Here is a 23947-nt window from a genome sequence, read left to right on the forward strand (position 1 = left end):
TAACCTGGATCATCTTTTATAATTCAAAAATACAAAAACCTCCAGACCAGTGCGACCACAACGAACAACCCGGCCATAGAGTAAGCCACCATATTTATTCTATGTAGTTTAATGATCCAGACAATCTGATCTTCTGGTAGTTTCTGAATAAACTGATATGTTTCAGGATTAACCACTTCATTCTTTTTGTAATACCATATTTTTCCATAGTACAACCGTGTAAAATACATAATTTTGAACTCATTAAAGAACGCTCCAAAATGAGAAGCAATATTTGTCATTACATCAAGCTGCAAGCCTTTATTACGAAATTCATTGATTAAATCATCATAGCTACTTGCATTCTTTTTAAACAGGAAGACCCCATATAAATGGATGCCAAATGCCAGAAGTAGTAAAAAAATTTGCAAAAAAAATAATACATCATATGAAATCATAAAATTTTATCCATGGCAGCGCCTACAATCCCACCAGCCAACTCACCCATTCCATATCCAGCGACGGCAGCACCAGCAATACTGCAAGTCAATATACCAACAGGCCCTGTAGCGATTCCAAGGATCACACATGCCATAGGGAGTAATGTACCACCAATTTGGGCGCCATACATTGCCGCATAAGTGCTCGCACCAAATTGAGCATATTTCTTGATTGCTACTTTGGCACATTCATCTTTGCGCCCTACAGTACAAGCATCATAAACATCATTTGTCGTATTCAGTGCACTAAATCCAATCGATACCCAGCCACCCATTTTCATAAACTTTGCGGCCTTCGCGGCACCATCAACGTAGGTGGAGTAACCACGAATTGCACCAACCCCTGCACTCTCCCAGTCGTGTACAATCGATGAACTTGACAGGTTTAAAGCGTGTTTTAACTTCTGATAAGGCTGTAATTTCAGTACCAGACGGGAAAATTTATTTAACAGCACATCCAGTTCGCCAAACAAACGACGACGTTCAACAAAGAACTGCTCGCCGATAAGCGTACCCGCAGTCAGGTATTGGTTGCGGTAAGCGACCTCAATGGCGGTCAGTTTTTTACCAATCTCCGCGAAATATTTCTCTCCGGCATCCCCGATAACACCCGATGATTTGTCCATAAAGTTGGTGATTGCTGCAATCGAAGCGTAATGCTGATGAAAAAAGCTGGCTTCATCTGCAGAGAGATGATCCAGGCTGTTATTGGTCGCAGTTTTTGCTGCTCTCAACGCATTCATGGCTGCCGGGCTGTTATTACCGTAAGGATCAGCCACTATCAGTATCTGCCCTGGTTTCGCCCAGGCGACATCCGCATTTAATTGCAAAAAGTAATTGGCCGCCGCAATATTGCGGTTTCCGAACAGAAACATCGCCTGCTCTGTCAGTCTACCGGGACGTTGCACCACGCAAAAACCCGGTTCAACCATACTATTTCCGCTCATCACAATATCCTTTTGCTATTAAATGCAGTTATTTTTTAACATTGAATAAAGCGACCCCGTAAGGCCGCTTTATAAAAAATTACGACTCTTTGTTTTCTTTAATATTCCAGCCAGCGCTGCTCTCAGCACCTTTACCACCAGAAGAACTTTGCTCCCAGTATTGCTGTTTCACTTTCGCCGCCTGGAAACCGTAGGTCACAGCCAGAGTGTCGCCATTGGCAGCACCAGTGTAATCCAGACGAGAAACCAGCACGTCTTCCAGCGTGATACGCGCATATTCAACCTGAGAACCACCGGCTTTGCACACGGACAGTTCCACTTTAGTCACATGTTTACCGTTCGCACAGTACTTCAGAATAGCGGAGGTGGATTTGTCGATCAGGGCATTCACGCTCAGATCATTAAAATTCACTTTACCGGCACCGCCGCCGCCGCCTACTGCCATATTGCCAGGCTGAGTCGCCCCCCAGCTAAAGGAGGTAATATCCGTCCAGCCGGTGTGATTAGAGTCCTTCGATTCTCCAGTCACGCCATCAACTTTTAAAAACATATCTATAGCCATAATTCTCTTCTCTTGTTTGATTTACGCTTTGCTTTTAACAAGCATCGTTATGGCAAACAGGAAAGCATGGGGCTGAATAAAACAGTCCATATTTTACCTCTGCCTCGTGTTCTGAATAGCGCTACATGTGTTATTCAGAGGGGATTCTTATTACGAATTAACGCAATAAGAAAAGGGTGCAGAGAACCTGAAAATTCAGATTCTCTGAATCATTCGCAACGATTAATTATCTTTCGCTTTCAGCGACGGCAGTTTTGATACCAGTCGCAGTGATACCGTCAGACCTTCCAGCTGGTAATGCGGACGCAGGAAGAATTTTGCGGAGTAATAACCCGGATTATCTTCCTGTTCTTCAACATTGACTTCGGCTGCCGCCAGCGGCTTGCGTGATTTGGTTTCCTGGGATGAGTTAGCCGGATCACCGTCTACGTAGTTCATCACCCAGTCGTTCAGCCAGCGCTCCATCTCATCGCGCTCACGGAAAGAACCAATTTTGTCACGCACGATGCATTTCAGATAATGAGCAAAGCGGCAGCAGGCAAACAGATACGGCAGACGAGCTGCCAGACGTGCATTGGCCGTCGCGTCGGGATCGTGATATTCCGCCGGTTTCTGTAACGACTGCGCACCAATAAAGGCAGCAAAATCGGAGTTTTTACGGTGCACCAGCGGCATAAACCCATTTTTCGCCAGCTCGGCTTCACGGCGATCGCTGATGGCAATTTCGGTTGGACATTTCATATCCACGCCGCCATCGTCGCTCGGGAAGGTATGGCAAGGCAGATTTTCTACCGCCCCGCCCGATTCCACACCGCGAATGGAGGTACACCAGCCGTACTCTTTAAACGAACGATTAATGTTGGCCGCCATCGCATAAGCCGCGTTGCTCCAGGCGTAATTGTTATGATCGGAACCGTCGGTCTTTTCTTCGAAATCAAAGCTGTCGACCGGATTGGTGCGGATTCCATATGGCAGACGCGCCAGGAAACGAGGCATCACCAGGCCGAGGTAACGTGAATCTTCCGATTCACGCAGGCTGCGCCAGGCCGCATATTCCGTGTTCTGGAAGATCTTGGTCAGATCGCGTGGATTGGCCAGTTCCTGCCAGGACTCCATCTGCATCACTTCCGGTGCTGCACCGGTAATAAATGGACAGTGCGCGGCAGCGCCAATACGCGCCATTTCACCCAGCAGCTCCACATCCTGCGGGCCGTGGTCGAAGTAGTAATCGCCCACCAGGCAACCAAAGGGTTCACCACCAAACTGACCATATTCTTGCTCATAGACTTTCTTGAACAGCGGGCTACGATCCCAGCCAACGCCTTTGTAACGTTTCAGGGTGCGTCCCAGCTCCTGCTTGGAGATGCTCATAAAACGGATTTTCAGCATCTCATCCGTTTCGGTGTTATTCACCAGATAACTCAGGCCACGCCAGGCGCTTTCCAGTTTCTGAAACTCATCGTGATGAATAATCTGGTTAATCTGCTGCGATAATTTCTCGTCAATTTCCGCGATCAGTGACTGGATGGTGCGATAGGAATCGTTCGAAATAGTCACGGTATTTTCCAGCGCCTGATGCGCCAGAGTTTTTACCGCGCTTTCTACCGCTTCTCGTGCCTGATCGTTCTTCGGGCGGAACTCTTTACTGAGTAACGCACTAAACTCATCCTGGCTGAAGCTGGTGCCACCCTGTAGTTGCTGCTGTTCGGTGCTCTGGCTCATGCTTACTCCTCCTTCCCTTCTGCCGCGTCAGCCTGTTTTGGCAGATGCGTCAGCGCCTGCAACAGCGTGGGATCATGCAGAATCTTGCCAATCAACTCTTCCGCACCGTTTTTGCCATCCATATAGGTCAGCAGGTTGGCGAGTTGAGTGCGTGCTTCCAGCAGTTTGTTGAGCGGCTCAACATGACGGGCAATCGCATCGGGCGAGAAATCATCCATGCTTTCGAAAGTCAGTTCGATATTGAGTTTGCCCTCGCCGCTTAGGGTGTTGTCCACCTGGAACGCCGCACGAGGCTTCATCGCTTTCATGCGCTCGTCAAAATTATCAATATCGATCTCAAGGAATTTACGATCATCAACGGCTGCCTGCGGTTCCAGCGGCTTGCCTGCGAGGTCTGCCAGTACGCCCATGACGAACGGCAGCTGGATTTTGCGCTCCGCGCCATAGATCTCCACGTCATATTCGATCTGAACGCGAGGCGCGCGATTGCGGGCGATAAATTTCTGCCCACTGGATTTCATTGTGGCCATGGTTTTCTCCATAAATGATGCGCGGGTAAAGGCGCAGGTCTCACTGCGTGATGAAGAGGTAAACGCGCGTTAGTTACGGCGTCCGAAAATATTTTCCAGCTGGTGAACCCCGTCCGGGGCCAGATCACGGATGATGTCCATAAAGTCGAGCTCGATCAGTCGTTGCACACGATCAATCATCAGCGGTGCCGGATGGCTGGGTTCGTGCTGGCTGAAGTATTGCTTCACCTTTTCCAGCATCAGTTGCGCATCGGCGCGGGTACTGAGTTGCGCGCTGCGCCAGTCAGGTACATTGCGCGTGGCCCCAGGGACAGCGGCGGGGGAAGATTCATCTGCGGCCTGCTCACTGGCGGTGTCAGGTTGCATCGTTCCCGGATCGCCGGGCTGAGCCAGCCCCGCCAGCAGCGCAAAACTTTTCTGCAACTGCGCCATATCTGGCGCTGCGGTTTCATCCAGACGTTCCACCAGAATTTCGCGGATAGCTTGCAGACGCACATGAATATTCAGCACGGCTTCAGCCGCAGATTGCCCTGGCTGTGCCAGTTCATCCCGCAAGCGCGCCATGCCGCCGGGGTAATCAGCAATTTCCGCTTTGCTGCCGTCGCACAGGGCGGCGGCATCGCGCAGGATGATGCCATCGGAAGCATGGCGTAGCAGCCAGGCCTGACGTACCGCCGCTGTCAGAGAAGATTGATCACTCAGCAGCGCCAGTGCGTTAATACGGTAGAAAGGATCCTGCTCGCCATCCTCTTCCAGACGGGGCCAGAGCGGTTCCCAATATAACAGCAGGGCCTGTTCAATCAGTTTCAGCCCCCGGGCATACCCCGGCAGCCCCTGGAGATTGGCCCACGCCTGCGTCAGTGCCAGCATCACGCGCAAGTCTTTGCTGCGACTAAGCAACTCAGTCGCCAGTTTTTCTACCCGGTTCCAGTCAGCCGGTTCCGCCGGGATGATGGTGTCACCAAATTGCTGTTCCGCCTTACCGGCACTGGCCTGCTCCATCGCCTGATAATCTGCGTGGTATTCCAGGTTTTCACCGCAGGGATGGTCATTGCTGACCGGTGCCAGCAGCTCCTCAATATTGATCGTCATGCGGGTACACCTCAGGATTCAAACATAGGGGGATAAAGTCCGTTTCGTCCGGGCTTCGCGCCGCCAGCGGGATCAAACAGTAGCGAAAACAGCTGTGCGGTGAAGTTGCCACTATGCACATGGGTGTACAGCGGGAATCCGTCGCTCTGATTTGTCCACCAGAAACTGGTGTAAAACTGTGGGTCAAAGCTGTCGGCAGGCAGTTGCCAGCTCAGGGTCGAGACACTTCCCCCCTCCCCGATAATCGCCAGAATGTCCGAGGGCTCGCCACTCGCCTGCTGCTGTGGCTGCGGAATACTGAGCAGCGCCTGATCCAGTTGCTCCACTGTGCTGCCATCCCTCACCCCTCGCAACAAGGTGTTGCCGACCTGCTGATACCAGTCGCCGGAGTGGGCCAGCAAAGCAGGTGACCATTCCGCAGGACTGAAGTGGTGCAAGGCGCACAACGGGTAGTGACGGCCCACGCCGTCGCGCGAGGCAGTCAGGCTACCCATCTGGATGAGCTGGCTCCCCAGCATCGGGGGTACCACAAAATTCCAGACCGGTGCGCTCAGAAAGTCTCGCGAAGGGGCGCTATCCCCTTCAGTGCTGGTTTGCCAGTGGTGCAAACCCACCTGAAACCAGTTTGACCATTGCCGCAGCAAGGTGTCGGGAAAGCGTCGCTTCACAAAATCACCCGCATTGGGCAGTTTGCCGTACCAGCCGGGTGCTGCGTATTGCGTCATTGTCAGGCTCCAATTCAGGGGCAGCTAAAAGCGGGAAGCTGGAACGGGTTACGAATACTGCCGGGCGTGAACGACAGCGTGACCTGATGGCCCTCAACATTAAAGCTGGCTTCGCGTGTCAGCCCCCCTGCGTCCGTCAGTCGGGCGCGGTCAAAAAAGCGGTTAAGAGCCCAGGGGCCGCTGGTCACCAGCGTTGATGTCGTACCGTTGGTTAAACCGAGCTGCATACGCACCTGGCTGGTCCCACCGGTTCCTGGCCAGCTCACCATTTGCACCGCCTGCGGACCGTGGCTGTAGCGCAGAATCTGCCCGTCCACATCGAGCGTCAGGTTGAGGATGTCGTTATCCATTTTCACCGTGCGCAGCGTGACGCGGAATGACGGCGTGGTGGCGCCGTTGGTGAAGAAGGCATCGCGGATTGACTGGGCCTGCTGGAACGGGCGTAACAGCGCTTCACCACCAGGCAGGGTTTTGCCATCAATGCCCGGGGTAAACCGCCAGGCCGCATGAGTGGTATCCACTTTGTTCGCCAGATTGTCACGGAAGAAGCTATCCATCAGGCCACTGCCGGGCGCAAACATTCTCGCTAAATCATCCGGCGTCACTTCATTACGGCCATTACGTACCAGCGGGTAACGTCCGGCAATGGCCTGCTGACAGAAGCTGCCTACCTCCATGCGGATACGCTTACGCACATTTTCCATGTCACGCTGCTGCGCATCACTGCTGGCCCCGACAGCCATACTTGAAACCATATTTTGCAGCGAACCCGGTAAGCGCCCGGCACTGGCCTGCACACGACTGATCGCATCACCTGAAGGCGGCGGCATGCCGCTGTTAGCCGCATCCTGTACTGCGGTGAGATAACGATAAAGATCGTCAATCTGGCGCAGAAAATCGTCCACGGCCAGTACCTTGCTGCCCTGCTGCAACGGCTGCGCCAGTTCGATAATGGCCGCAAAGTGCGCGCCAACCACCTGCTCCGGCGCCGGGCTGCCCTGGTTTTGTGCCGCATTGGCTTTCGGCGTACTAAACAGCGCCTGCAGGGTACGTGTTGCGCTGTTATCTGAGGAAGACGGCTGCTTTTGCGCCGTTTTGTCATCCGTCGGCGCGCGCGTAAGGGTCAATATTTTGCTGAGATTCACCACCAGCTGACGCAGCGGTGAATGGTTGCCGGAAAGCAGACGCGCGGTGTTAATGCGTTGCGCGAGATCAGCGCTGCTATTGAGCTGGATATCGCTAAGGAATTGCTCCCACTGGCGGATGTAATCCTGCATATAAAGCTGACGCACCGCCAGATCGGTCTGCTGGCTGTTTTCCTGTTGGCTGGTGCCGCCCAGCACCCAAATATCATCCTGGAACAGCGCCTGAGTTACCGGCGCAATTTGTTTATCCACGTGCTGCCAGTATCCCTCCGGCGTATACAGGCCGGACACACCATCATTCACCGATTTACCACTTTTACGGGAAAAGACCAGTTCACTTTGCGGACCGCCCAGCGCTGCCAGCGTCACTGGGGGTAAGGTGCCATCACGTTGCAGCAGACGCTTCAGGCGTCCGTAAACGCGCTGGGATAGCGGCATCTGATTAATCAGCGCCTGCTCGCGCTTTACCAGCGCATCATCCTTCGCATAGGGCGAGGATTGAATTTGCGTTTCCAGCAGTTGTTGCAGATGCCAGGCCAGCTGTTTCACTTCCTGCTGCGTCACGTTCTGCGGCAGTTCACGCGAGATGTTCAGCATCAGCCACGCCTGCAGGAACTTGCCGTCGTAGTGCTTCGGCTGATACAGCATCTGATACGCCTTCAGCGCTTCGTAGCTGTAGTCAGCATCGCTGCCATTGTCATTACGTAACCAGCGGGTGATATGCTGCGCCACCTGTGGCATCAGCAGTTGCTTCAGAGCCTTGTTGTACAGCGCCTGGGTGGCGTCACTGACTTCAGTACCCCGGTACAACCACATGCGGCGTGTCAGCGGCGGATCCTGCAACGAAAAGTCATTGCTTTCTGGCAGGTGCAGAATGGTATTGAGATAAGGCACCAGCGCAAACAGATCGCCCGTTCCTTCCCGTTGCAGCTGTGCCCCGAGTTTTTCCACTTCAGGCGTTTTCGCCGCCATTTCCTGCAGGTAAGCCTTATTTTTACTGTAGCTGGTCAGCCACAGCGCACCGGCGATCAACACGATGACCAGTAATGCCAGATAGCCAGACCACAGACCGGCACGGTTGCGCAGTTCCCACCAGCGATTGCTGGCCGCCAATCCTGACTCCTGGAACACCACGTCTTCGAGCATGTCCTTGAGGAAGAAACTCTGTCCCTTCGGCGACGGAATCGGCGCATCTTTTCCGACCTGGTCCCAATTGCCTGACTCGCCGTCCCGTTGTCCGGGCAGGTGCAACGCACGGGTCAGTTCCCCCATCACGCGGTCAAATGGCAAACCTTCCTGAGTGCCGCTGGCAAAATAAATGCCCCGCGGCGCAAACTGGGTTTCGAAATCCGAACGGGCAAATAACGTATCCAGCGCTTCCGCCAGATGGGGACGCAAGGCGGCAAACTCCTGCGGGAACAGGTAACTTTCAGCACGTCCCTGCGCATCACTGACCAACGGCAGGGTATCCGCCAGGCCTGCATCAAGACGTTGCTGCAGCAGTGAGTATTCCTGCTGGAACTGGCTACTCAGTTCAAATTCAGCCGTTGAGGCCAGCGCCCAGGGAAAGGTGAAGCCCCAGATTTGTTCCCGCTGTGCTTTATCCAACCCACCAAAGTAGCTGCGAAATCCCTTAAGCAAATCCGCCTTAGTGACCAGCACATACACCGGGAAACGAATACCGAGACGATCGTGCAATTCCATCAATCGCTGACGTAAAGCCAGCGACTGATTACGCAACGCTTCCGGCGTCTGGCTCAACAGATCCGCCACACTGAGGGTGACGATTACGCCATTGATCGGCTGACGGCCACGGTACTTACACAACAACCCAAGAAAATGATGCCACTCGCTGGCATCGCGCTCCTGCTGGCTTTCCTGGGTGGTATAACGTCCGGCGGTATCCAACAGCACCGCTTCGTTGGTAAACCACCAGTCACAATTACGTGTCCCGCCAATGCCACGCAGCGCCGCCTTACCAAACTTGTCCGCCAGCGGGAATTGCAGACCGGAGTTCACCAGCGCCGTGGTTTTTCCGGCACCCGGTGCGCCGATGATCATGTACCAGGGCAGCTGATAGAGATACTGACGGCTGAAACGCTGCGCCCAGAATGGCGTACCTTTGCTGTTATGGCGCTGAAAATGCGCCTTTTTGAGCATGTCGGTCGCTTCGCTAAAACGGCTCGCCAGCACCTGTTCTTCGTTGGTCAGGCGCTTGCGATCCTGCTCTGGAGCATCCGCCGGTGACGTTTCGAGACTCGACATCAGTTTACGGTTGAGCCACATATTGTAGATGCGGGGAATCGCCTGACTCAGGCCCCACACCAGATAGAGCAAAGCGATGCTGATAACACGATTCTGTTCCGGCTCCAGTGGCCGGGAGTCAACAATAGAGAATACCGGGCCAATGACCCAGATAATGAAAGAAAGTGCAGTGATCCCGACAAATCCCCAGGCAAGGCGGCTGGTCAGCACGGCAAAAAGCATATTCAGCATGGATTAGTTCCCTCTCGCCAGGCCGTTGAGTTCAGCTTGCGTTGCATCCGGTGCCACCAACAGCGTAATTTCTACGCGGCGGTTACGGGCGCGATTTGCGGCGCTGGAGTTCGGCACCAACGGATTGCTTTCGCCCCGCCCTTCGGCCTTCACCCGATTCGGCTGCGCCAGCTGCTGTTGCAGCAGGGTCTGGACTGACTGCGCACGCGCCAGGGAGAGTTCATAATTGGAGGCAAAGCGGGCGCTGCGGATCGGGACGTTATCGGTATATCCCACTACCAGAATCTTGCCGCTGACATTGTTCATGGCCGCCGCAATACGCTGAATAACCGCTTCATAGCGGCCACGTACCGTCGTTGCACCGGAGGTAAACAAACCATCACCTTTCAGCGTCACCACACTTTGATCGGCTTCATCACGTACCGCTACCAGACCCGCATCAATTTCCGGTTTGAGGAAGGTTTTCAGGTTAAGTGCCGCAGGAGGTGGCGGTGCCGGATTACGAATCTGGATTTCTGGCAGCGATGTCTGATAGATGTTGGCCAGCACCGGCGTGGTGTAGTCCCCCAGCCGCCAGTTCAGAATGATGTAAAACAGACAGGCCCCCAACGCCGCCACTGCCGCGCAGGCCCACAGAGGGATCATGGGACGCCACAGCTTGCGCAGCACCGGTTGATCGGTAGGGTGCACCGACAGTGCAGACGCATAGCTGCCACGAACGCCTCTGATCATCTGCAACAGACGCTGTTTGATGGTTTCAAGTTGCGAGCGCCCGTTATCCAGCACCCGATAGCGCCCTTCAAAACCGAGCAGCAGGCAGAAATAGATCAACTCCAGCAGTAAAATATGCTGACGTGGATTCTGTGAAAGTTTTGCCAGCAGCTGGAAAAACTTCTCACCGCCCCAGGTTTCGTTATGAAAGGTCACCAGCAGACCGTTGCTGGTCCAGACTCCCCGGCTGCCCCACGGCGTGAGCGCTGCGGCCTCATCCAGTGCGGTACACAGACAGTAACGCGCACCAATGATCACTTCATAGCTCAGACCCGATTGCTGACAACTCAGCTCGAAACGACGAATCTGATCAATCAATTGCTGGCGCAGACGCGCAGGGTCGTCGTGAGAGACAGAATGGCGGATTTGAGGGATGGCGTTAATCAGCGGATTCGCCGCTGCCACCAGGATATTCTGGTGGCTCAGGTCTGGCGTCGCGGCATCGCTATTCGATTTTGGTTGTGGCTGCATCATGCGTGCTCAGTTTTGATTATTCTGACTGACTGCGAATGGCCCAGAACTCCATATTCAGGCCCGGAAATTCACCGGCAAGGTGTAGCGCAAAGGCTCCTGAGCGCTCCATCTCCTTCCACAGCTCACTGTTTTTATCCAGTTCAAAGTAGCTGTAACCCGCATGCCACGGGATTTGCGGCGGTGCACCAGGCATGGCAATCAGCGCCAGACCGGGGAGTTGCAACTGCACCAGATCGCGGATTTTGGTGACTGGTGCGACTTTCATCTGCGCCGGGAAATGGGTTTTTAAGGCATCGGCCGGGACGCTGGCTTTCACCGCCAGTACAAAACCAAACTCGCGCACCATACTGCTATCCGGCACGGTCGCGACATTGAGGCCATGTGAACGCTGCGTCAGAGGTAACTGGATCGCGCTCTCCTCCATTACCTGCGATAGCCCCTGGCGTAACAACAGCGCCAGGCGGGTGAAACATCCGCGCAAATCGTCATGGTCATAGCGTGGAAAAATATCCGGCGTGCGGGCCGGTAGCCAGGTGCAAAGCTCGGCCGCCAGTTGCAGCCACTGGCAGTACAGCGATTCGGGGTGGAGCAACGGCAAATGTTGCAGATGGGCATGCAAACCGAGTTGGCGATTCAGGAGCGCCAGCAGCATGAAATCAACCATGTCGGCACTATTAAAACGGCCCGTGTTAGGTGCACGCTGGCTCAGTTGCTGGCTACGCTGCTGTATCAGCCCGTGCAGATCGTTCATCATGCTTTGTAAAGCTTGACTACCGGTTAGGGTCAGCATCGGCGGGATGTAGTCACTGTCGAGGCGGATATGGTTATCGCTACGCTTTTCCACCACCCGCGCAACACCCATCGCGGTCCATTCGGCGGTAAGATCCTGCTCAAGCATCAGGCGCAGGCGTAATTTGCCAAACTGCACCGTTGCCGCACCAACAGCCAGCGCATTGTCATCTTCCACCTCGGTTTCCCAGGCAAGATAGCGCGCCAGCGAGTCCTGTGAATCCTGAAAGGCCACCGCTTCACGCCCATTGCGCCGTGTCGGAATCGCCAGCACCACTTTGGCACGATCAACATTTTCTGGCAGGTCGAGTGGTGCCGGGCCCTGCTGTGGCTGACTGAAGGAAAAGAAGGTGCCATCTGGCAGACAGCCACTGGCAGCACTCAACGCCAGTTTGCCCTGACGCAGCAAGGCTTCATCAAATTCAACGTCAAAAAAACCCCAGGTATAGACGCGCTGGGATTGCCCCCACTCGCGCAGCGTACTGTGCAGAAAGTTTTCCGACTGCTGGAAATGATGCGGGCGCAGGAACATACCTTCTGTCCACACCACCTTTTCGGCTCTGTTCATAATCATCCTTTACTGCTTAACCGGGCGCAGACCGTTGATATCAGCAACAATGCGGGCGTTAAGCTCACCATCATTACTTTTCCAGAATTGCCAGAAAGAACTGTTGTCACCATCCGGGAAGGGCAATGCCAGACGCCATACCTTGCCATCCAGCGTCTGATATTCAGCCATAACACCAATAAAACGCGCTTCCGGCAGGCTCTTGCCGGTGAGAGTTTTGCTGAGTTGTCCTGATCGCAAGAAGAATTCCTGCGTATTAAGAAGTGAGTTGCCCAGGGCAGTGGCCGGCTGGTTTTGCAGGGAATAGAAATCTGCGGACATAAATGCCGCATCAGAGGTTAATAGCATCACCCGCACCTTGAGCGGCGCACCGGCATTGATTTGCGGGTGCGCCTGAAAGTTCAGGTTGTAACGCGCAACCGGGGTCTGGCTACTGCTGCAGGCAGTCAGTAGCAGGACCAGCAGCGGCCACAGCCACTGCCTCAGTCGGAATGTTGTTAGCGTCAATGCCATCTCCTGTCCCTCCATGTTCATCGTGTTTAGTTGATGATCCAGGTCCCGCTGTTGCCGTTCTGACAGGCTTTGCTGTCACCATCGACCGACACGCAGGTTTTCTTCTTCGCACTGGTACGGGCACGGCGTTTAGGTTGGTCAGCCTTCAGGGTTTGATCATACAAATCGCTTTTCACCAGCGCGCGGAACGGCACATAGCCGGTTAGCTGAGCTGGCTGCGCCGTCGTCTGAGGTACTGAATCTGCGGCTTTTTTCGCATCGGCATCCGGCGCTGCAGCCTGCTGAGGTTGTTCGCCCACAGCCAGCCAGTTGTTCTCTACCATGCCAAGCACGGTATAGCTTCCGCCGGTTTGTAACGTCGTGACGACTTTGCCGCCGAAGTCAGGGCGGGTCATGACCGACGCCGGATAGAGCGCACGATATTCTTCATTGATGGGGCTTAACTGCGCAGGCGGGGTAACGGCATGACGATGGATCAGGGTCACACCATCGACGGTGCTGGTGACCATAGTGTCATCAGTGATTTTCGGTGGCGCTTTACAACCTGCAACAGCAAAGACAAACAGCAGGCTTAACGCAATACGGAGATTCACCATTTTCTTCATGTTTAGTTCCATTAATCTCTAAAAAATGGCCATTGGCCGGTTGTTGGCAAAACAAATCACTGGTTGCAGTTATTCATGCTGCAATACAGGACCATTTAAAAAAATTAACCACAAGATTCCTGCGGCAGAAATAAGCAAAAAAATGCTCACAACTGATCAGTTATAATTAAGTATTTAAGATGCAATAAAAGGAAACGAGAGACCAGGCGGGAGTTTCTGAGTGGCGGATCAATCATTCATCAAAATGATCAATATTTGCAACTCAAAGGAGGTTAAGCAGCGATCACAAGATTTTCTTATGACATTCCCGGTCTGAAAATCACCCTGTTCAATGAGACTGATTAAACAGTATTGAATCAGGGGGTAATAGCAATGACGAAGTTTAACTGTTAACTACGTTAAAATAATCGATCTAAATCAATATGTTAAAAAATTACACGCCAGCATGGCTACCGCACGAGCCAGGTAATACCCGCCCGTGAGCACGAAATCACAATCGAATTTTTAACAATTGCCAAAGGTTTACATAACCCTGACGAAATATCAACGCGATGTTATCCTGGAAACATACTTAAATAAAAGTTAACAAATAAAACTAATGCAAATTCAGCCAAATTTACCGGGTTTAAATAAGAATGCTCCCAAAAAATGATTAGAAACATAAGAAAATAATCACTTATGATGAGATTTCATACATAGAAAATTCATAAAATTTCATACAAATAATGGATCTGATTCAGGGGAGAATTAGTGAAAACTGCAGCGACGGGTGATATGAAGGTTAAAAAACTTACAAAACAGTACAAATTAGACGTTTATCCCATCAAATAATGAATTTCACTTGATTATTGAAAATAAACGTCCATCTGAAATGTGAAGAGAAAGAAATGAATGCGAATTTTTCCGATGCTTACCAGCCAGTTCCGGTGGGATTGGACAAAAAACGGGCGCTTAACGCCGCTTGTCCACGCGCGCAACCAGACGATCACCCAGCCACTGAATGCCACATACCAGGATAATCAGTACCGCGATCACTGCCAGCATGACATTGGTTTCGAAGCGTTGATAACCGTAGCGAATCGCCAGGTCCCCTAACCCACCGGCCCCAATGGCACCCGCCATCGCCGACGCGCCCACCAGCGCCACCAGGGTGACAACAAACCCTGCCAGGATGCCCGGAAGCGCTTCGGGTACCAGAACCTCCCAGACGATGCGTAATCTGCTGGCTCCCATCGCGCGTACTGCATCGATCAGGCCACGATCCACCTCACGCAATGACACCTCCGCCACCCGGGCAAAATACGGTGTCGCGGTGATTGAAAGCGGGACAATTGCGGCCCAGGTTCCAAGCGAGGTGCCAACCAGAAAACGGGTAAACGGAATCAACGCCACCAGCAAAATAATAAACGGCAGCGAACGAAAGCCATTAATGGTCACCCCAAGCACCCGATTGATGAATCGATGTTCGGCAATTCCACCCGGACTGGTGACCACCAGAATTAACCCTAAGGGTAAGCCTGCTACCAAAGAGAACAATCCAGAAACCAGCGTCATTAGCAACGTTTCGCCAATGGCGTTAAGCAATAAATCAATCATGACTGGCGACATAACCTATTAACTCCACTTGCGCCTGCTGCTGTTGCAGCCAGCTGATTAACGGTTGCTGCTGCGCGTGTGGCAGTGCAATAAAGAAACGGACGACCGCGTAGTGCTGAATATGATCCACCCCGCCCTGCAACAGACGAAATGCGCCTGGCCATTGACTGGCGAGCCGCGTCAGCAGGTCCCCCTGCGCATCATCACCGGCAAAATTGACGCGAAAAATTGCTTCTCCGTCAGGTTGTGGCTGGATACGTGCCGCCAGACTTTCCGGCAGCTGCGGCAGCAAGCCACGTAATAATGTTTGTGTTAATGAGGTTTGTGGATGGGCAAATACCTGCCATACCGGACCACTTTCAATAATTTCGCCGCCGTCGATCACCGCCACCCGATGAGCAACCGTTTTGATTACCTCCATCTCGTGGGTGATCAGCAGGATAGTGATGCCGAGCTGCTGATTAAGTGATTTCAGCAGCGCGAGAATCGAGCGTGTGGTTTCAGGGTCGAGCGCCGATGTGGCTTCATCACACAGCAGCAGTGCTGGTTCTGCCGCCAGTGCACGAGCAATCCCCACGCGTTGCTTCTGCCCCCCTGACAGGGCTGCCGGGTAGTGGTCCGCTTTGTCAGCCAATCCCACCAGATGTAATAACTCATCAACACGTTGCTGCCGCTGTGCTTTGGCCACCCCGGCGATTTTTAGCGGCAGCGCCACGTTCTGTGCCACCGTTTTTGCTGACAATAAATTGAAGTGCTGGAACACCATCCCTACCCGGCTACGCACCGCCTGTAAGGCTTTCTCTGATAAATCACTGATAGCGCGCCCTTCAATCTCAATCACACCTTCATCAGGTTGTTCCAGGCCGTTCAGACAGCGAATCAGCGTGGATTTCCCGGCACCGCTACGGCCAATGATGCCGAGGATTTCTCCCTGGTTTACCGTGAGTGAAACCTTGCGTAGCGCATGTGTGGCACCAAACCGGCGTGAAATATCGCGTACGCTGACTACCACGGGTGAGGGGTGCAAGCGATCCTGCGTATCGCTGACCGCACGGCGCGATATTGAAATGTCATGGGGAAGGAGTAGTGTCATGGGTCATCCTGCATCGGCTGAGCACTGCCCGGTTAACGGGTCGGGAATCAGCGCAGTATACGCAGCGCGTTATTATCACTTAATCTCGATTTCAGCATTGTTATTCACAAAATGCATATAAAGCGCACAGCCACTGCGTGATCACGCGTGATGCTGTGCTAACATCCTCTTTTTGCACCTTGTTACTGAGCACTATGTCGGATACCACCAAACGTAAGAATGACCCTGAAGGGCTAAAGAAACGCATCCTCGCTGGCGCACTGAAAACCTTTGCCGAGTTCGGTATGCAGGGTGCACGGCTGGAGCAGATTGCCGAGCACGCTCAGACCACCAAACGTATGGTGGTGTACCACTTTGTTAATAAAGAGAAGCTATATATCGAAGTGCTGGAGCAGGTTTATCAGGCGATTCGTCAGCATGAAACCGGGCTGAATCTGGCGGCGATGGCTCCGGAAGAAGCGATGGTCAAACTGGTCGAAGCCAGCTTTGATTACCACGTCTCCCACCCCGATTTTATGCGACTGGTCTGCACCGAAAACCTGTTACGTGGCCGCTACATCACCCAGTCGGAACGGATAAAAGCGCTGAACAAGAGCGCCCTTGATTTGCTCGATGATATTTTGTTGCGCGGGCAACAGCAGGGCATCTTTATCACCGATGTGAATACCATCGATGTGCATCGCCTGATCAGCAGTATCTGCGTACATCATGTCTCGAACCGCTACACCTTTAACGCGCTGTTTAGCCCGGATAAGAGTGAAGAGGAGAGTATCCACCGCAACCGGCAGCTGGCCGTCACCGCCACGCTGCGCTATATCCGTAAAGCCCCTTAGTCTGCGGCTGCGCTGTGATGGTCTACGCTTTAGGGAAATGGGACCGTCACAGACCTCAGACTAAGGAACGCCGTAGTGAAAGATTCCCACCTTTATCCATTACGTCACACCGCCAGCATCGATCATGCCACTGCCTTATGGAACTGGGCGCAAAATGCCGTTGTCGGCCAGCGCAGCCAGTTACTGCGACCACAGAATGAAGCCGAACTGCAGCATATTTTGCGCCATTCGCAGGGCAAAGTGCGCGTACTGGGGAGCCGTCTGTCCCCCGGACGGATGCTGCGGGTCGGTGAGCAGGATGTGTTGCTGGATCTCAGCGCGTTACAAGGGGTGATCGCCAGCGATGATGTCAGCGTCACCTTTGGGGCGGGCACCCGGCTGGAGCAGGTCTATGCCACGCTCACTGCCATGAACCTGATGCTGGCTTCATCTCCGGGCGTGATTGCGGTACAAACACTGGCTGGTGCCATGTCCACCGGTACCCACGGCCAGGGATTGGATCAGAGTTCACTGGCAGACGAAGCGCTCCGGATCCGTATGGTGCTGGCCGATGGCAGCCTGCGGGAATTTACCCGCGACGATGCCGATTTCCCTGCCGCCCAGGTGGCGCTCGGGGCACTGGGCATTGTTACCGCCGTCACGCTGCGTACCCAGCCTTTTCGCCTGTTTACCTGCCACAAGAATGCCGTGTCCGCTGATAACCTTGAACAGGATTTGCTGAACTGGAACCAGCAATACGAATTGAGCAAAGCCTGGTGGTTTGTTGATGACAATCTGATACATGTCTGGAATGCCGAAGAGGCCAGTGAGCAGGACAAGCAACGTTATTACGCCAGTCAGCGTGAAGTGATTGAGCATGGAGAAGAAACCAACAGCAGCCTGAATGACACCATCGATCAAACGCTGGCGCAGATGCATCGGGATACGCAGATCCAGGGCAAAGGCGGCAAACAATTCCGCACGGTCACGCGTTTTCGCGACTTCACCGATATCAGCGGCGATATTTACCAGCTATTTTGTCGCGGCATTGCGGTGCCACAAATTAATGTTGAGATTGGTGTCCCGCTGGACAAAACTCCGCAAATAATCAATAAAATCAAAGCCTGGTACGCGGCCAATCATCCCCATATGCATTACCCGATCATTCTGCGCTGCACCGGCCCCTCCTCAGCCTGGCTGAGCCCAGCCTGGCAGCAAGCCACCTGCTTTTTCGGCTTTGTGGTGTATTACGCCGATGATGGTTCGTTATCGCAGGATGGGCTGCACTTTCTCACTGAAGTGGAAAAATTGCTGGCAGCCGAGGGGGGACGCCCACACTGGGGCAAATATTACGATGCCCGACGCTATCACTGGCGCGATATTTATCCGCAGTGGGATGCTTTTCGCGCCGTGCGCCAGCAGCTCGATCCGTATCGCCGTTTCAGCAATGACTACGTTACCGCCCTTTTCGATTAAGCCTGACGAGAGGAAAGTATGTTTGCCTGGGTCACTTTATTAACACAACCCGATTACCTGGTCGGGGTGAGAGCTTTGCATCGTTCGCTACAAAAAAGCGCAACCCAATGGCCACTGATTGTGATGGTGACCGATGCCATTGATGTCGCCACGCGTGAAGCGTTGCAGACTGAGGGTTGCGTGCTCCATCCCGTGACGCCGCTGACTCCCCGTGCCGATTTGGATCAACACTACGCTTCGGCGCAGTTTGGTGAGGTGTGGAGTAAACTGCGCGCCTGGGAGCTTACCGGCTGTGAACGCGTGGTTTTTCTCGACGCCGATATGCTGGTACTTCGCAATATGGACGAGCTTTTCACCCTTGATATGGGTGATTACGCCCTCGCCGCCTGCCATGCCTGCCGCTGTAACCCGAATCAGATTGCCAGTTACCCGGCCAGCTGGCAGCCGGAGAATTGTCACTATACCTGGCAGGAGCGTCACCAACTGCCCCCGCCAGAGCTGGATCGTTATCTCAACGGCGGATTTCTGGTACTGAAGCCCGATATGACAGTTTTTCAGCAGTTGCAGGATAAAGTCGCCGCGATTGACGATCTGCGCCGTTATCCTTTCTCCGAGCAGGATTTACTCAATGAGGTTTTTGCCGGGCGCTGGCTGCCACTGTCCTATATCTACAATGCGTTGAAAACCTTACCTTTTCAGCATCCGCAGATGTGGCAGTCTCAAGAGGTGAAAAACCTGCATTACATTCTGACGAAACCCTGGAAGCGTGATTTGTATCAGCCTGAGATGGAACGCGACCGGTATTATGCACTGGATAAGTTGTGGTGGCAGATGTCAGCAGAGTGACCACAGAACTGCTCAGATCGTAGCGGCGCGATTTATCGCGCCGCTACGATTAACGTTCCAGGGTTACACCGTCATCCAACGTCGTTCCACTGCCGACACCGCCACTGCTTCCAGCACCTTCTGCACCTGTAACCCTTCGGCAAAATCAGGCCACATACGATCGCCTGCCGCGATGCCATTAATCAGGTCACGAATTTCCACGGTTTTCTGATCGTTGAAACCAATGCCATGTCCGGCAGAAACGCAGAAGTTGGCATAGTCTGGGTGAGCAGGCCCGGTCAGAATGGTTTTAAAACCTTGGCGACCGGCCGGGTCATCGTGGAGATAAAGTTCCAGCTCCGCCATACGCTCCTGGGTATAACGCAGCGTGCCTTTGGTGCCGGTTACCACGTAGGTCAGTCCCATTTTGCTACCGCAGGCGATGCGCGAGGTTTCAAACACCCCATGCGCGCCGTTTTTGAATCGCAGCAACGCACTGGCCTGGTCTTCATTTTCTACTGGTAACAAACGAGTCAGGTCTTTCGGATCGGGACGCTGTTTGATGACCGTCATCATGTCGCCACTGACTTCGGCAATATCGCCCACCAGATAGTGCGCCATATTGACGATATGCGCTGCAAGGTCACCCAGCGCGCCCAGTCCGGCCAGCGCTTTCTGGCAGTGCCAGTCCAGTGGTGTTTCCGGCTTCGCCAGATAATCTTCGTTGTGGGTGCCATAAAAATGCACCACCTCACCAATTTCCCCGCGGGCAATGATTTCACGCGCCAGCTGGCTGGTCGGGTTTTTCATGTAGTTGAAGCCCACCAGGGTTTTGACACCTGCCTGCCGGGCGGCCTGCACCATCTCTTCCGCATCGGCAACCGAGAGAGATAACGGTTTTTCTGAATAGACATGTTTACCATGGCGAATCGCTTCCAGCGCCATCTCCTTATGCAGGAAATTGGGGGCGCAGATATCAACCACATCAATGGCGGGATCGCGCACCAGCTCACGCCAGTCGCCGGTGGAACGGGCAAAACCAAAGGTTGCCGCCTGTTTTGCTGCCAGCTCCGGATTGACCTCCGCCAGCATCTCTCGCACGATTTCACCTTTCAGCGCAAAAACCGTGGGTGCCTGGGCATAGGCAATTGCATGACAACGTCCAATGTAGCCACTGCCAATCATACCGATTCTGACTTTGTTCATAGCGCACATCCTGGGTTCACAGAAGAAGTGATCCGGAATATAAATTTCACCTTGTACATCCACAATGGTGAAATGAAATATCTGTGATCATGCATGCGATCGACCTGACAAAATCGACAAAATAGAATGTAATTTTTCATATGGTTAGTGATGGGCATCACAATCTATTGTTCCCATTTAGTATTGTGATGAATTTTACATTTCATTATTTTCCCAGGACGTTTTGTTGATGTCTGGTTTCGCGCGGGTCAGCCTGATGCTTTATTCAGCAGTCAGAACAATTTGTGCAAAAGGGCTTTGACAAGCCGCTGCCTGCTCGTTACTATGCGCCCCGTTCAAACGATTCCTCTGTAGTTCAGTCGGTAGAACGGCGGACTGTTAATCCGTATGTCACTGGTTCGAGTCCAGTCAGAGGAGCCAAATTCGAAGAAAAGCAGCCTGAAAAGGCTGCTTTTTTTTTGCCTGTATCGACGTGAAGCAATGTGACAACGTCAAAACAGCGCGATAAATCGCGCTGTTACCTGAATTAACGCCAGCCCAGCTCCGGTGCGACGTGGGTCAGAATCGCTTCCATCACATGAGCACAGTAATCCACACCCAGCTGGTTCGGAATGGTCAGCAGCAGAGTATCGGCTTCAGCAATCGCCTCATCCTGCGCCAGCTGTTTGATCAGCTGTTCCGGTTCCGCCGCATAGCTGCGACCGAAGATGGCTCGGGTTTTCTCATCGAGGAAACCTACTGAATCCTGTTCCTGACCGCTGCGACCGAAATAAGCACGGTCAATATCGTTGGTCAGCGCAAAAATGCTGCGGCTGACGGAAACGCGTGGCGTATGCTGATGCCCCGCCGCCTGCCAGGCTTCACGGTAAGCACGAATCTGCTTGGCCTGCTGGATGTGGAACGGCTCGCCGGTTTCATCATCTTTCAGCGTAGAACTTTGCAGGTTCATCCCCTGTTGCGCCGCCCAGATAGCCGTCGCATTGGAGCCAGAACCCCACCAGATACGCTCACGTAGCCCTTCTGAAAACGGCTCCAGACGCAGCAGGCCCGGTGGATTCGGGAACATCGGTTGCGGATTAGGTTTGGCAAAACCTTCTCCACGCAACACCTCAAGAAACTCCTCGGTGTGGCGACGGCCCATATCCGCATCACTCTCGCCTTCCTTCGGGTTATAACCAAAGTAGCGATAACCTTCGACCACCTGCTCCGGCGAACCACGGCTGATACCCAGTTGCAGACGACCATTAGAAATCAGGTCCGCTGCACCGGCGTCTTCCGCCATATACATCGGGTTTTCATAACGCATATCAATCACGCCAGTACCAATCTCGATCGTTTTGGTACGTGCCCCCACCGCCGCCAGCAGCGGGAATGGCGAACTCAGCTGACGGGCAAAGTGATGCACACGGTAATAAGCGCCGTCGGCTCCTAACTCTTCAGCAGCCACGGCCAGATCGATGGATTGCAGCAGTACATCCTGCGCGGAACGGGTGGCGGACTGCGATGATGGGGTCCAGTGACCAAAGGATAAGAAGCCAATCTTTTTCATGGAAATATTCTCCTCGTGGGCGGGTTACGCCCCGGCTAAGTCAAGTCAGTTTCGATGCTGAAAGGTTACGTCAGACCGGTCCGTACTGATAGCCAATAGTTTTCATCCGCTTCATCAAGTTTTTCGACATAAGTAAGAAAATTAAGGTCTTTGTCTTTTTTTTGACCTTGCCGCATCGTCTGGCGGAGAGATTACACAGCAGGACTACGCCGCCATCATGACCCAGGGTTCCTCCGCCTATATCAGCGCGCAACAGCGTGAACAGATTTATCAATTGAAGCGCAGCTGGCTGTGGCGCAGTGAGTTGCCAACCTGGCTGCTGATCCTGGCGGTATATAGCGGCTGGTTTGGCACCTTGTGGTATGGACAGCGGCTGGGGCTGTTACCCACCACCCTGCTGCTGATTATCTTCACCACCTGGTATATGTCGTTGCAGCATGAGCTGATCCATGGCCACCCCACGCGCTGGCCACGCCTTAACCAGCTGTTTGGCACCCTGCCGCTGGCGGTGTGGTATCCGTATGGGTTATATCGTGATTCGCATCTGGCGCATCATCACAACCATACCCTGACCGATCCACAGGACGACCCTGAAAGCTATTACCTGACACCACAACATTGGGCGCGGCTCCAGCCGTGGCAGCGCCGGATCATTCATCTGCGTAATACCTTCCCCGGGCGTCTGCTGCTCGGGCCGCTGCTGGATATTCTGGCCACCCTGCATGCCATGCTGAACGCTTTCCACCAGCGCGATGGGCGCGCTATCACCATGTGGATCATTCACCTTGGCCTGCTGGCTGGGCTGTTTACCTGGCTGGCGCAGCAGGGCTTTTCACCGCTGTGGTTTGTGCTGGCTGTCAGCTACCCAGCGCTGGCACTGACTAAAGTCCGATCCTTTTATGAACATCGGGCTGAAGAGGAACCGCTGGCCCGCTCGGTAAATAACGAAGCTGCACTGCCGTGGCGTTTGCTGTTTCTTAACCTCAACTATCATTCAGTACATCACGATCTGCCTGGCCTGCCGTGGTATGGCCTGCGTCGGGTTTACCTGCTGCACCGTGATGGCTACTTCCAGCGTAACCAGGGGTTCCGTGCGGCAGGTTATGCCGAGTGGCTGCGACGCTTCTGGGCCAGGCCGGTCAATGTTAACGCCCATCCGGGCCGCAACCAGGATGCACAGGATGACTAAACGCTTGTCGTTGCCGATGTACGATATCAATCATGCCGTGACCGCAGCACTGGCCGGGGCACTGGCGCAGCTGCTGGCAGCACGTGGCATCACGGCAAACGTGGAGTGGCACAGCGACCTGCTGCCGCACTGGCGTGACAGCGATTTATTGCTGAGCCAGACTTGCGGTTATCCGCTGGTGAAATTGCTGCCGGAGGTGCAACTGGTCGGCGCGTTTCAGTCCAGTGCGCCGGGTTGTGAGGGGCTGCGCTATCGCAGCTGGCTGGTGGTCCGCGATGAAGATCAGGCGCTGTCGCTGGCTGACTTTCGTGGTCGCCGCGCGGTGTGCAACAGCGACGATTCGCACTCCGGCTACAACTCGCTGCGTTATGTGGTGGCACCGCTGGCACAGCAGGGGCGTTTCTTTGCTGAGACTCACTTCAGCGGCAGCCATCGTCAGTCACTGGCCGCACTGCGTCAGGGCCTGGCCGACATCGCCGCCATCGACTGCATCACCTGGGCGCTGGTGCAGCGCAATTTCCCCGGAGAACTGGCCGGGCTGACGAGGATTGGCGAGACGCCACTGTGCGCCGCGTTGCCGCTGATCACCGCGGCACAGACCGACCCGGATACGCTGGCACAATTACGCGCCGCGCTCACGCAGTTGACGGAGGATGAGAAGTATCGGGAACTGTGCACTGCCAGCTTGATTGGCGGTTTCGCCACGCCAGATCGCGCCTTTTATGATGAGGTGTTGCAGTGGGAACAACAGGCCGCCACGCTGGGCGTGACGGCGCTGTAAGT

General features: G+C 53.8%; 21 protein-coding genes and 1 tRNA gene. 6 read left to right on the forward strand and 16 right to left on the reverse strand.

Annotated elements, in window-relative coordinates; all coding sequences use genetic code 11:
• Positions 1-23: 23 nt before the first annotated feature.
• The 14 genes from AC6I8X_RS12590 to AC6I8X_RS12655 form a co-directional block, all read right to left on the reverse strand.
• Positions 24-437, reverse strand: a complete 414-nt coding sequence (locus AC6I8X_RS12590) for a hypothetical protein (protein ID WP_497839903.1) — start codon at positions 435-437, stop codon at positions 24-26.
• Positions 434-1426, reverse strand: coding sequence for a hypothetical protein (locus AC6I8X_RS12595; RefSeq protein WP_313686148.1), 993 nt, complete (start codon positions 1424-1426; stop codon positions 434-436). The genes AC6I8X_RS12590 and AC6I8X_RS12595 overlap by 4 nt, the downstream gene beginning before the upstream one ends.
• A gap of 79 nt (positions 1427-1505) precedes the next feature.
• Entirely contained in the window at positions 1506-1988 is a 483-nt protein-coding gene (locus AC6I8X_RS12600; protein ID WP_084875884.1) for an Hcp family type VI secretion system effector, read from the reverse strand.
• 222 nt (positions 1989-2210) lie between these two features.
• Positions 2211-3710 carry a type VI secretion system contractile sheath large subunit gene (tssC, locus tag AC6I8X_RS12605; protein WP_313686146.1) on the reverse strand — a complete coding sequence of 500 codons (1500 nt, stop codon included), beginning with the start codon at positions 3708-3710 and terminating at the stop codon, positions 2211-2213.
• A gap of 2 nt (positions 3711-3712) precedes the next feature.
• Positions 3713-4240 (reverse strand): type VI secretion system contractile sheath small subunit, encoded by a 528-nt coding sequence (gene tssB / locus AC6I8X_RS12610; protein WP_084875888.1) that lies wholly within the window; start codon positions 4238-4240, stop codon positions 3713-3715.
• A 69-nt stretch (positions 4241-4309) separates the two neighbouring features.
• On the reverse strand, positions 4310-5332 hold the full coding sequence (gene tssA, locus AC6I8X_RS12615; protein ID WP_497839904.1) for a type VI secretion system protein TssA: 1023 nt from the start codon (positions 5330-5332) through the stop codon (positions 4310-4312).
• An 11-nt stretch (positions 5333-5343) separates the two neighbouring features.
• Entirely contained in the window at positions 5344-6057 is a 714-nt protein-coding gene (gene tagF, locus AC6I8X_RS12620; RefSeq protein WP_497839905.1) for a type VI secretion system-associated protein TagF, read from the reverse strand.
• A 14-nt stretch (positions 6058-6071) separates the two neighbouring features.
• The gene (gene tssM, locus AC6I8X_RS12625; protein WP_497839906.1) at positions 6072-9698 is read right to left on the reverse strand and encodes a type VI secretion system membrane subunit TssM; all 3627 of its coding nucleotides are present in this window, start codon (positions 9696-9698) and stop codon (positions 6072-6074) included.
• A gap of 3 nt (positions 9699-9701) precedes the next feature.
• Positions 9702-10943, reverse strand: a complete 1242-nt coding sequence (locus AC6I8X_RS12630; RefSeq protein ID WP_409521724.1) for a DotU family type VI secretion system protein — start codon at positions 10941-10943, stop codon at positions 9702-9704.
• Positions 10944-10959: 16 nt separating this feature from the next.
• Positions 10960-12300 carry a type VI secretion system baseplate subunit TssK gene (gene tssK / locus AC6I8X_RS12635; protein ID WP_497839907.1) on the reverse strand — a complete coding sequence of 447 codons (1341 nt, stop codon included), beginning with the start codon at positions 12298-12300 and terminating at the stop codon, positions 10960-10962.
• A gap of 9 nt (positions 12301-12309) precedes the next feature.
• Positions 12310-12813: a type VI secretion system lipoprotein TssJ gene (tssJ, locus tag AC6I8X_RS12640; RefSeq protein WP_084875898.1), complete on the reverse strand. Its 504-nt coding sequence runs from the start codon at positions 12811-12813 to the stop codon at positions 12310-12312.
• A 26-nt stretch (positions 12814-12839) separates the two neighbouring features.
• Positions 12840-13430 (reverse strand): SH3 domain-containing protein, encoded by a 591-nt coding sequence (locus AC6I8X_RS12645; RefSeq protein ID WP_313686134.1) that lies wholly within the window; start codon positions 13428-13430, stop codon positions 12840-12842.
• A 939-nt stretch (positions 13431-14369) separates the two neighbouring features.
• Entirely contained in the window at positions 14370-15026 is a 657-nt protein-coding gene (locus AC6I8X_RS12650) for a methionine ABC transporter permease (RefSeq protein WP_497839908.1), read from the reverse strand.
• Positions 15007-16107 carry a methionine ABC transporter ATP-binding protein gene (locus tag AC6I8X_RS12655; protein WP_313690375.1) on the reverse strand — a complete coding sequence of 367 codons (1101 nt, stop codon included), beginning with the start codon at positions 16105-16107 and terminating at the stop codon, positions 15007-15009. Before AC6I8X_RS12655 ends, AC6I8X_RS12650 begins: the two co-directional genes overlap by 20 nt.
• 194 nt (positions 16108-16301) lie before the next feature.
• Here AC6I8X_RS12655 and AC6I8X_RS12660 point away from each other — a divergent pair, with 194 nt between their 5' ends.
• The 3 genes from AC6I8X_RS12660 (at position 16302) to AC6I8X_RS12670 (ending at position 19241) form a co-directional block, all read left to right on the forward strand.
• Positions 16302-16940, forward strand: coding sequence for a TetR/AcrR family transcriptional regulator (locus AC6I8X_RS12660; protein WP_497839909.1), 639 nt, complete (start codon positions 16302-16304; stop codon positions 16938-16940).
• A 75-nt stretch (positions 16941-17015) separates the two neighbouring features.
• Positions 17016-18395, forward strand: coding sequence for a D-arabinono-1,4-lactone oxidase (locus tag AC6I8X_RS12665; protein ID WP_497839910.1), 1380 nt, complete (start codon positions 17016-17018; stop codon positions 18393-18395).
• 18 nt (positions 18396-18413) lie between these two features.
• Complete coding sequence (locus tag AC6I8X_RS12670; protein ID WP_313689073.1) at positions 18414-19241, forward strand: glycosyltransferase family 8 protein; 828 nt, start codon at positions 18414-18416, stop codon at positions 19239-19241.
• 63 nt (positions 19242-19304) lie between these two features.
• On the opposite strand, the gene AC6I8X_RS12675 is transcribed toward AC6I8X_RS12670, so the two are convergent.
• Positions 19305-20426, reverse strand: a complete 1122-nt coding sequence (locus AC6I8X_RS12675; RefSeq protein ID WP_497839911.1) for a Gfo/Idh/MocA family protein — start codon at positions 20424-20426, stop codon at positions 19305-19307.
• A gap of 344 nt (positions 20427-20770) precedes the next feature.
• Between AC6I8X_RS12675 and AC6I8X_RS12680 the strand changes: the two genes are divergently transcribed.
• A tRNA-Asn gene (locus AC6I8X_RS12680) sits at positions 20771-20846 on the forward strand.
• 106 nt (positions 20847-20952) lie between these two features.
• Here the strand turns inward: AC6I8X_RS12680 and AC6I8X_RS12685 are convergent.
• Entirely contained in the window at positions 20953-21975 is a 1023-nt protein-coding gene (locus AC6I8X_RS12685; RefSeq protein ID WP_313689069.1) for an LLM class flavin-dependent oxidoreductase, read from the reverse strand.
• Between the two features lie 217 nt (positions 21976-22192).
• Here AC6I8X_RS12685 and AC6I8X_RS12690 point away from each other — a divergent pair, with 217 nt between their 5' ends.
• Both AC6I8X_RS12690 and AC6I8X_RS12695 read left to right on the forward strand, forming a co-directional pair.
• Positions 22193-23164: a fatty acid desaturase gene (locus tag AC6I8X_RS12690; RefSeq protein WP_497839912.1), complete on the forward strand. Its 972-nt coding sequence runs from the start codon at positions 22193-22195 to the stop codon at positions 23162-23164.
• Entirely contained in the window at positions 23157-23945 is a 789-nt protein-coding gene (locus AC6I8X_RS12695) for a phosphate/phosphite/phosphonate ABC transporter substrate-binding protein (RefSeq protein WP_497839913.1), read from the forward strand. Before AC6I8X_RS12690 ends, AC6I8X_RS12695 begins: the two co-directional genes overlap by 8 nt.
• Positions 23946-23947 lie beyond the last annotated feature (2 nt).

This window comes from Pantoea sp. X-Soil-TKNS-1280 (genome assembly GCF_059730475.1).

Bases quoted from the DNA above. Each gene is read 5' to 3' on its own strand.
- AC6I8X_RS12660 (WP_497839909.1), top strand. From the start codon at position 16,302: ATGTCGGATACCACCAAACGTAAGAATGACCCTGAAGGGCTAAAGAAA.
- tssJ (WP_084875898.1), bottom strand. From the start codon at position 12,813: ATGGCATTGACGCTAACAACATTCCGACTGAGGCAGTGGCTGTGGCCG.
- AC6I8X_RS12690 (WP_497839912.1), top strand. From the start codon at position 22,193: ATGACCCAGGGTTCCTCCGCCTATATCAGCGCGCAACAGCGTGAACAG.
- AC6I8X_RS12590 (WP_497839903.1), bottom strand. From the start codon at position 437: ATGATTTCATATGATGTATTATTTTTTTTGCAAATTTTTTTACTACTT.
- AC6I8X_RS12685 (WP_313689069.1), bottom strand. From the start codon at position 21,975: ATGAAAAAGATTGGCTTCTTATCCTTTGGTCACTGGACCCCATCATCG.
- tssK (WP_497839907.1), bottom strand. From the start codon at position 12,300: ATGAACAGAGCCGAAAAGGTGGTGTGGACAGAAGGTATGTTCCTGCGC.
- AC6I8X_RS12630 (WP_409521724.1), bottom strand. From the start codon at position 10,943: ATGATGCAGCCACAACCAAAATCGAATAGCGATGCCGCGACGCCAGAC.
- AC6I8X_RS12645 (WP_313686134.1), bottom strand. From the start codon at position 13,430: ATGGAACTAAACATGAAGAAAATGGTGAATCTCCGTATTGCGTTAAGC.
- AC6I8X_RS12655 (WP_313690375.1), bottom strand. From the start codon at position 16,107: ATGACACTACTCCTTCCCCATGACATTTCAATATCGCGCCGTGCGGTC.
- AC6I8X_RS12670 (WP_313689073.1), top strand. From the start codon at position 18,414: ATGTTTGCCTGGGTCACTTTATTAACACAACCCGATTACCTGGTCGGG.
- AC6I8X_RS12650 (WP_497839908.1), bottom strand. From the start codon at position 15,026: ATGTCGCCAGTCATGATTGATTTATTGCTTAACGCCATTGGCGAAACG.
- AC6I8X_RS12595 (WP_313686148.1), bottom strand. From the start codon at position 1,426: ATGAGCGGAAATAGTATGGTTGAACCGGGTTTTTGCGTGGTGCAACGT.
- AC6I8X_RS12695 (WP_497839913.1), top strand. From the start codon at position 23,157: ATGACTAAACGCTTGTCGTTGCCGATGTACGATATCAATCATGCCGTG.
- tssM (WP_497839906.1), bottom strand. From the start codon at position 9,698: ATGCTGAATATGCTTTTTGCCGTGCTGACCAGCCGCCTTGCCTGGGGA.
- tagF (WP_497839905.1), bottom strand. From the start codon at position 6,057: ATGACGCAATACGCAGCACCCGGCTGGTACGGCAAACTGCCCAATGCG.
- tssA (WP_497839904.1), bottom strand. From the start codon at position 5,332: ATGACGATCAATATTGAGGAGCTGCTGGCACCGGTCAGCAATGACCAT.
- AC6I8X_RS12600 (WP_084875884.1), bottom strand. From the start codon at position 1,988: ATGGCTATAGATATGTTTTTAAAAGTTGATGGCGTGACTGGAGAATCG.
- tssC (WP_313686146.1), bottom strand. From the start codon at position 3,710: ATGAGCCAGAGCACCGAACAGCAGCAACTACAGGGTGGCACCAGCTTC.
- tssB (WP_084875888.1), bottom strand. From the start codon at position 4,240: ATGGCCACAATGAAATCCAGTGGGCAGAAATTTATCGCCCGCAATCGC.
- AC6I8X_RS12675 (WP_497839911.1), bottom strand. From the start codon at position 20,426: ATGAACAAAGTCAGAATCGGTATGATTGGCAGTGGCTACATTGGACGT.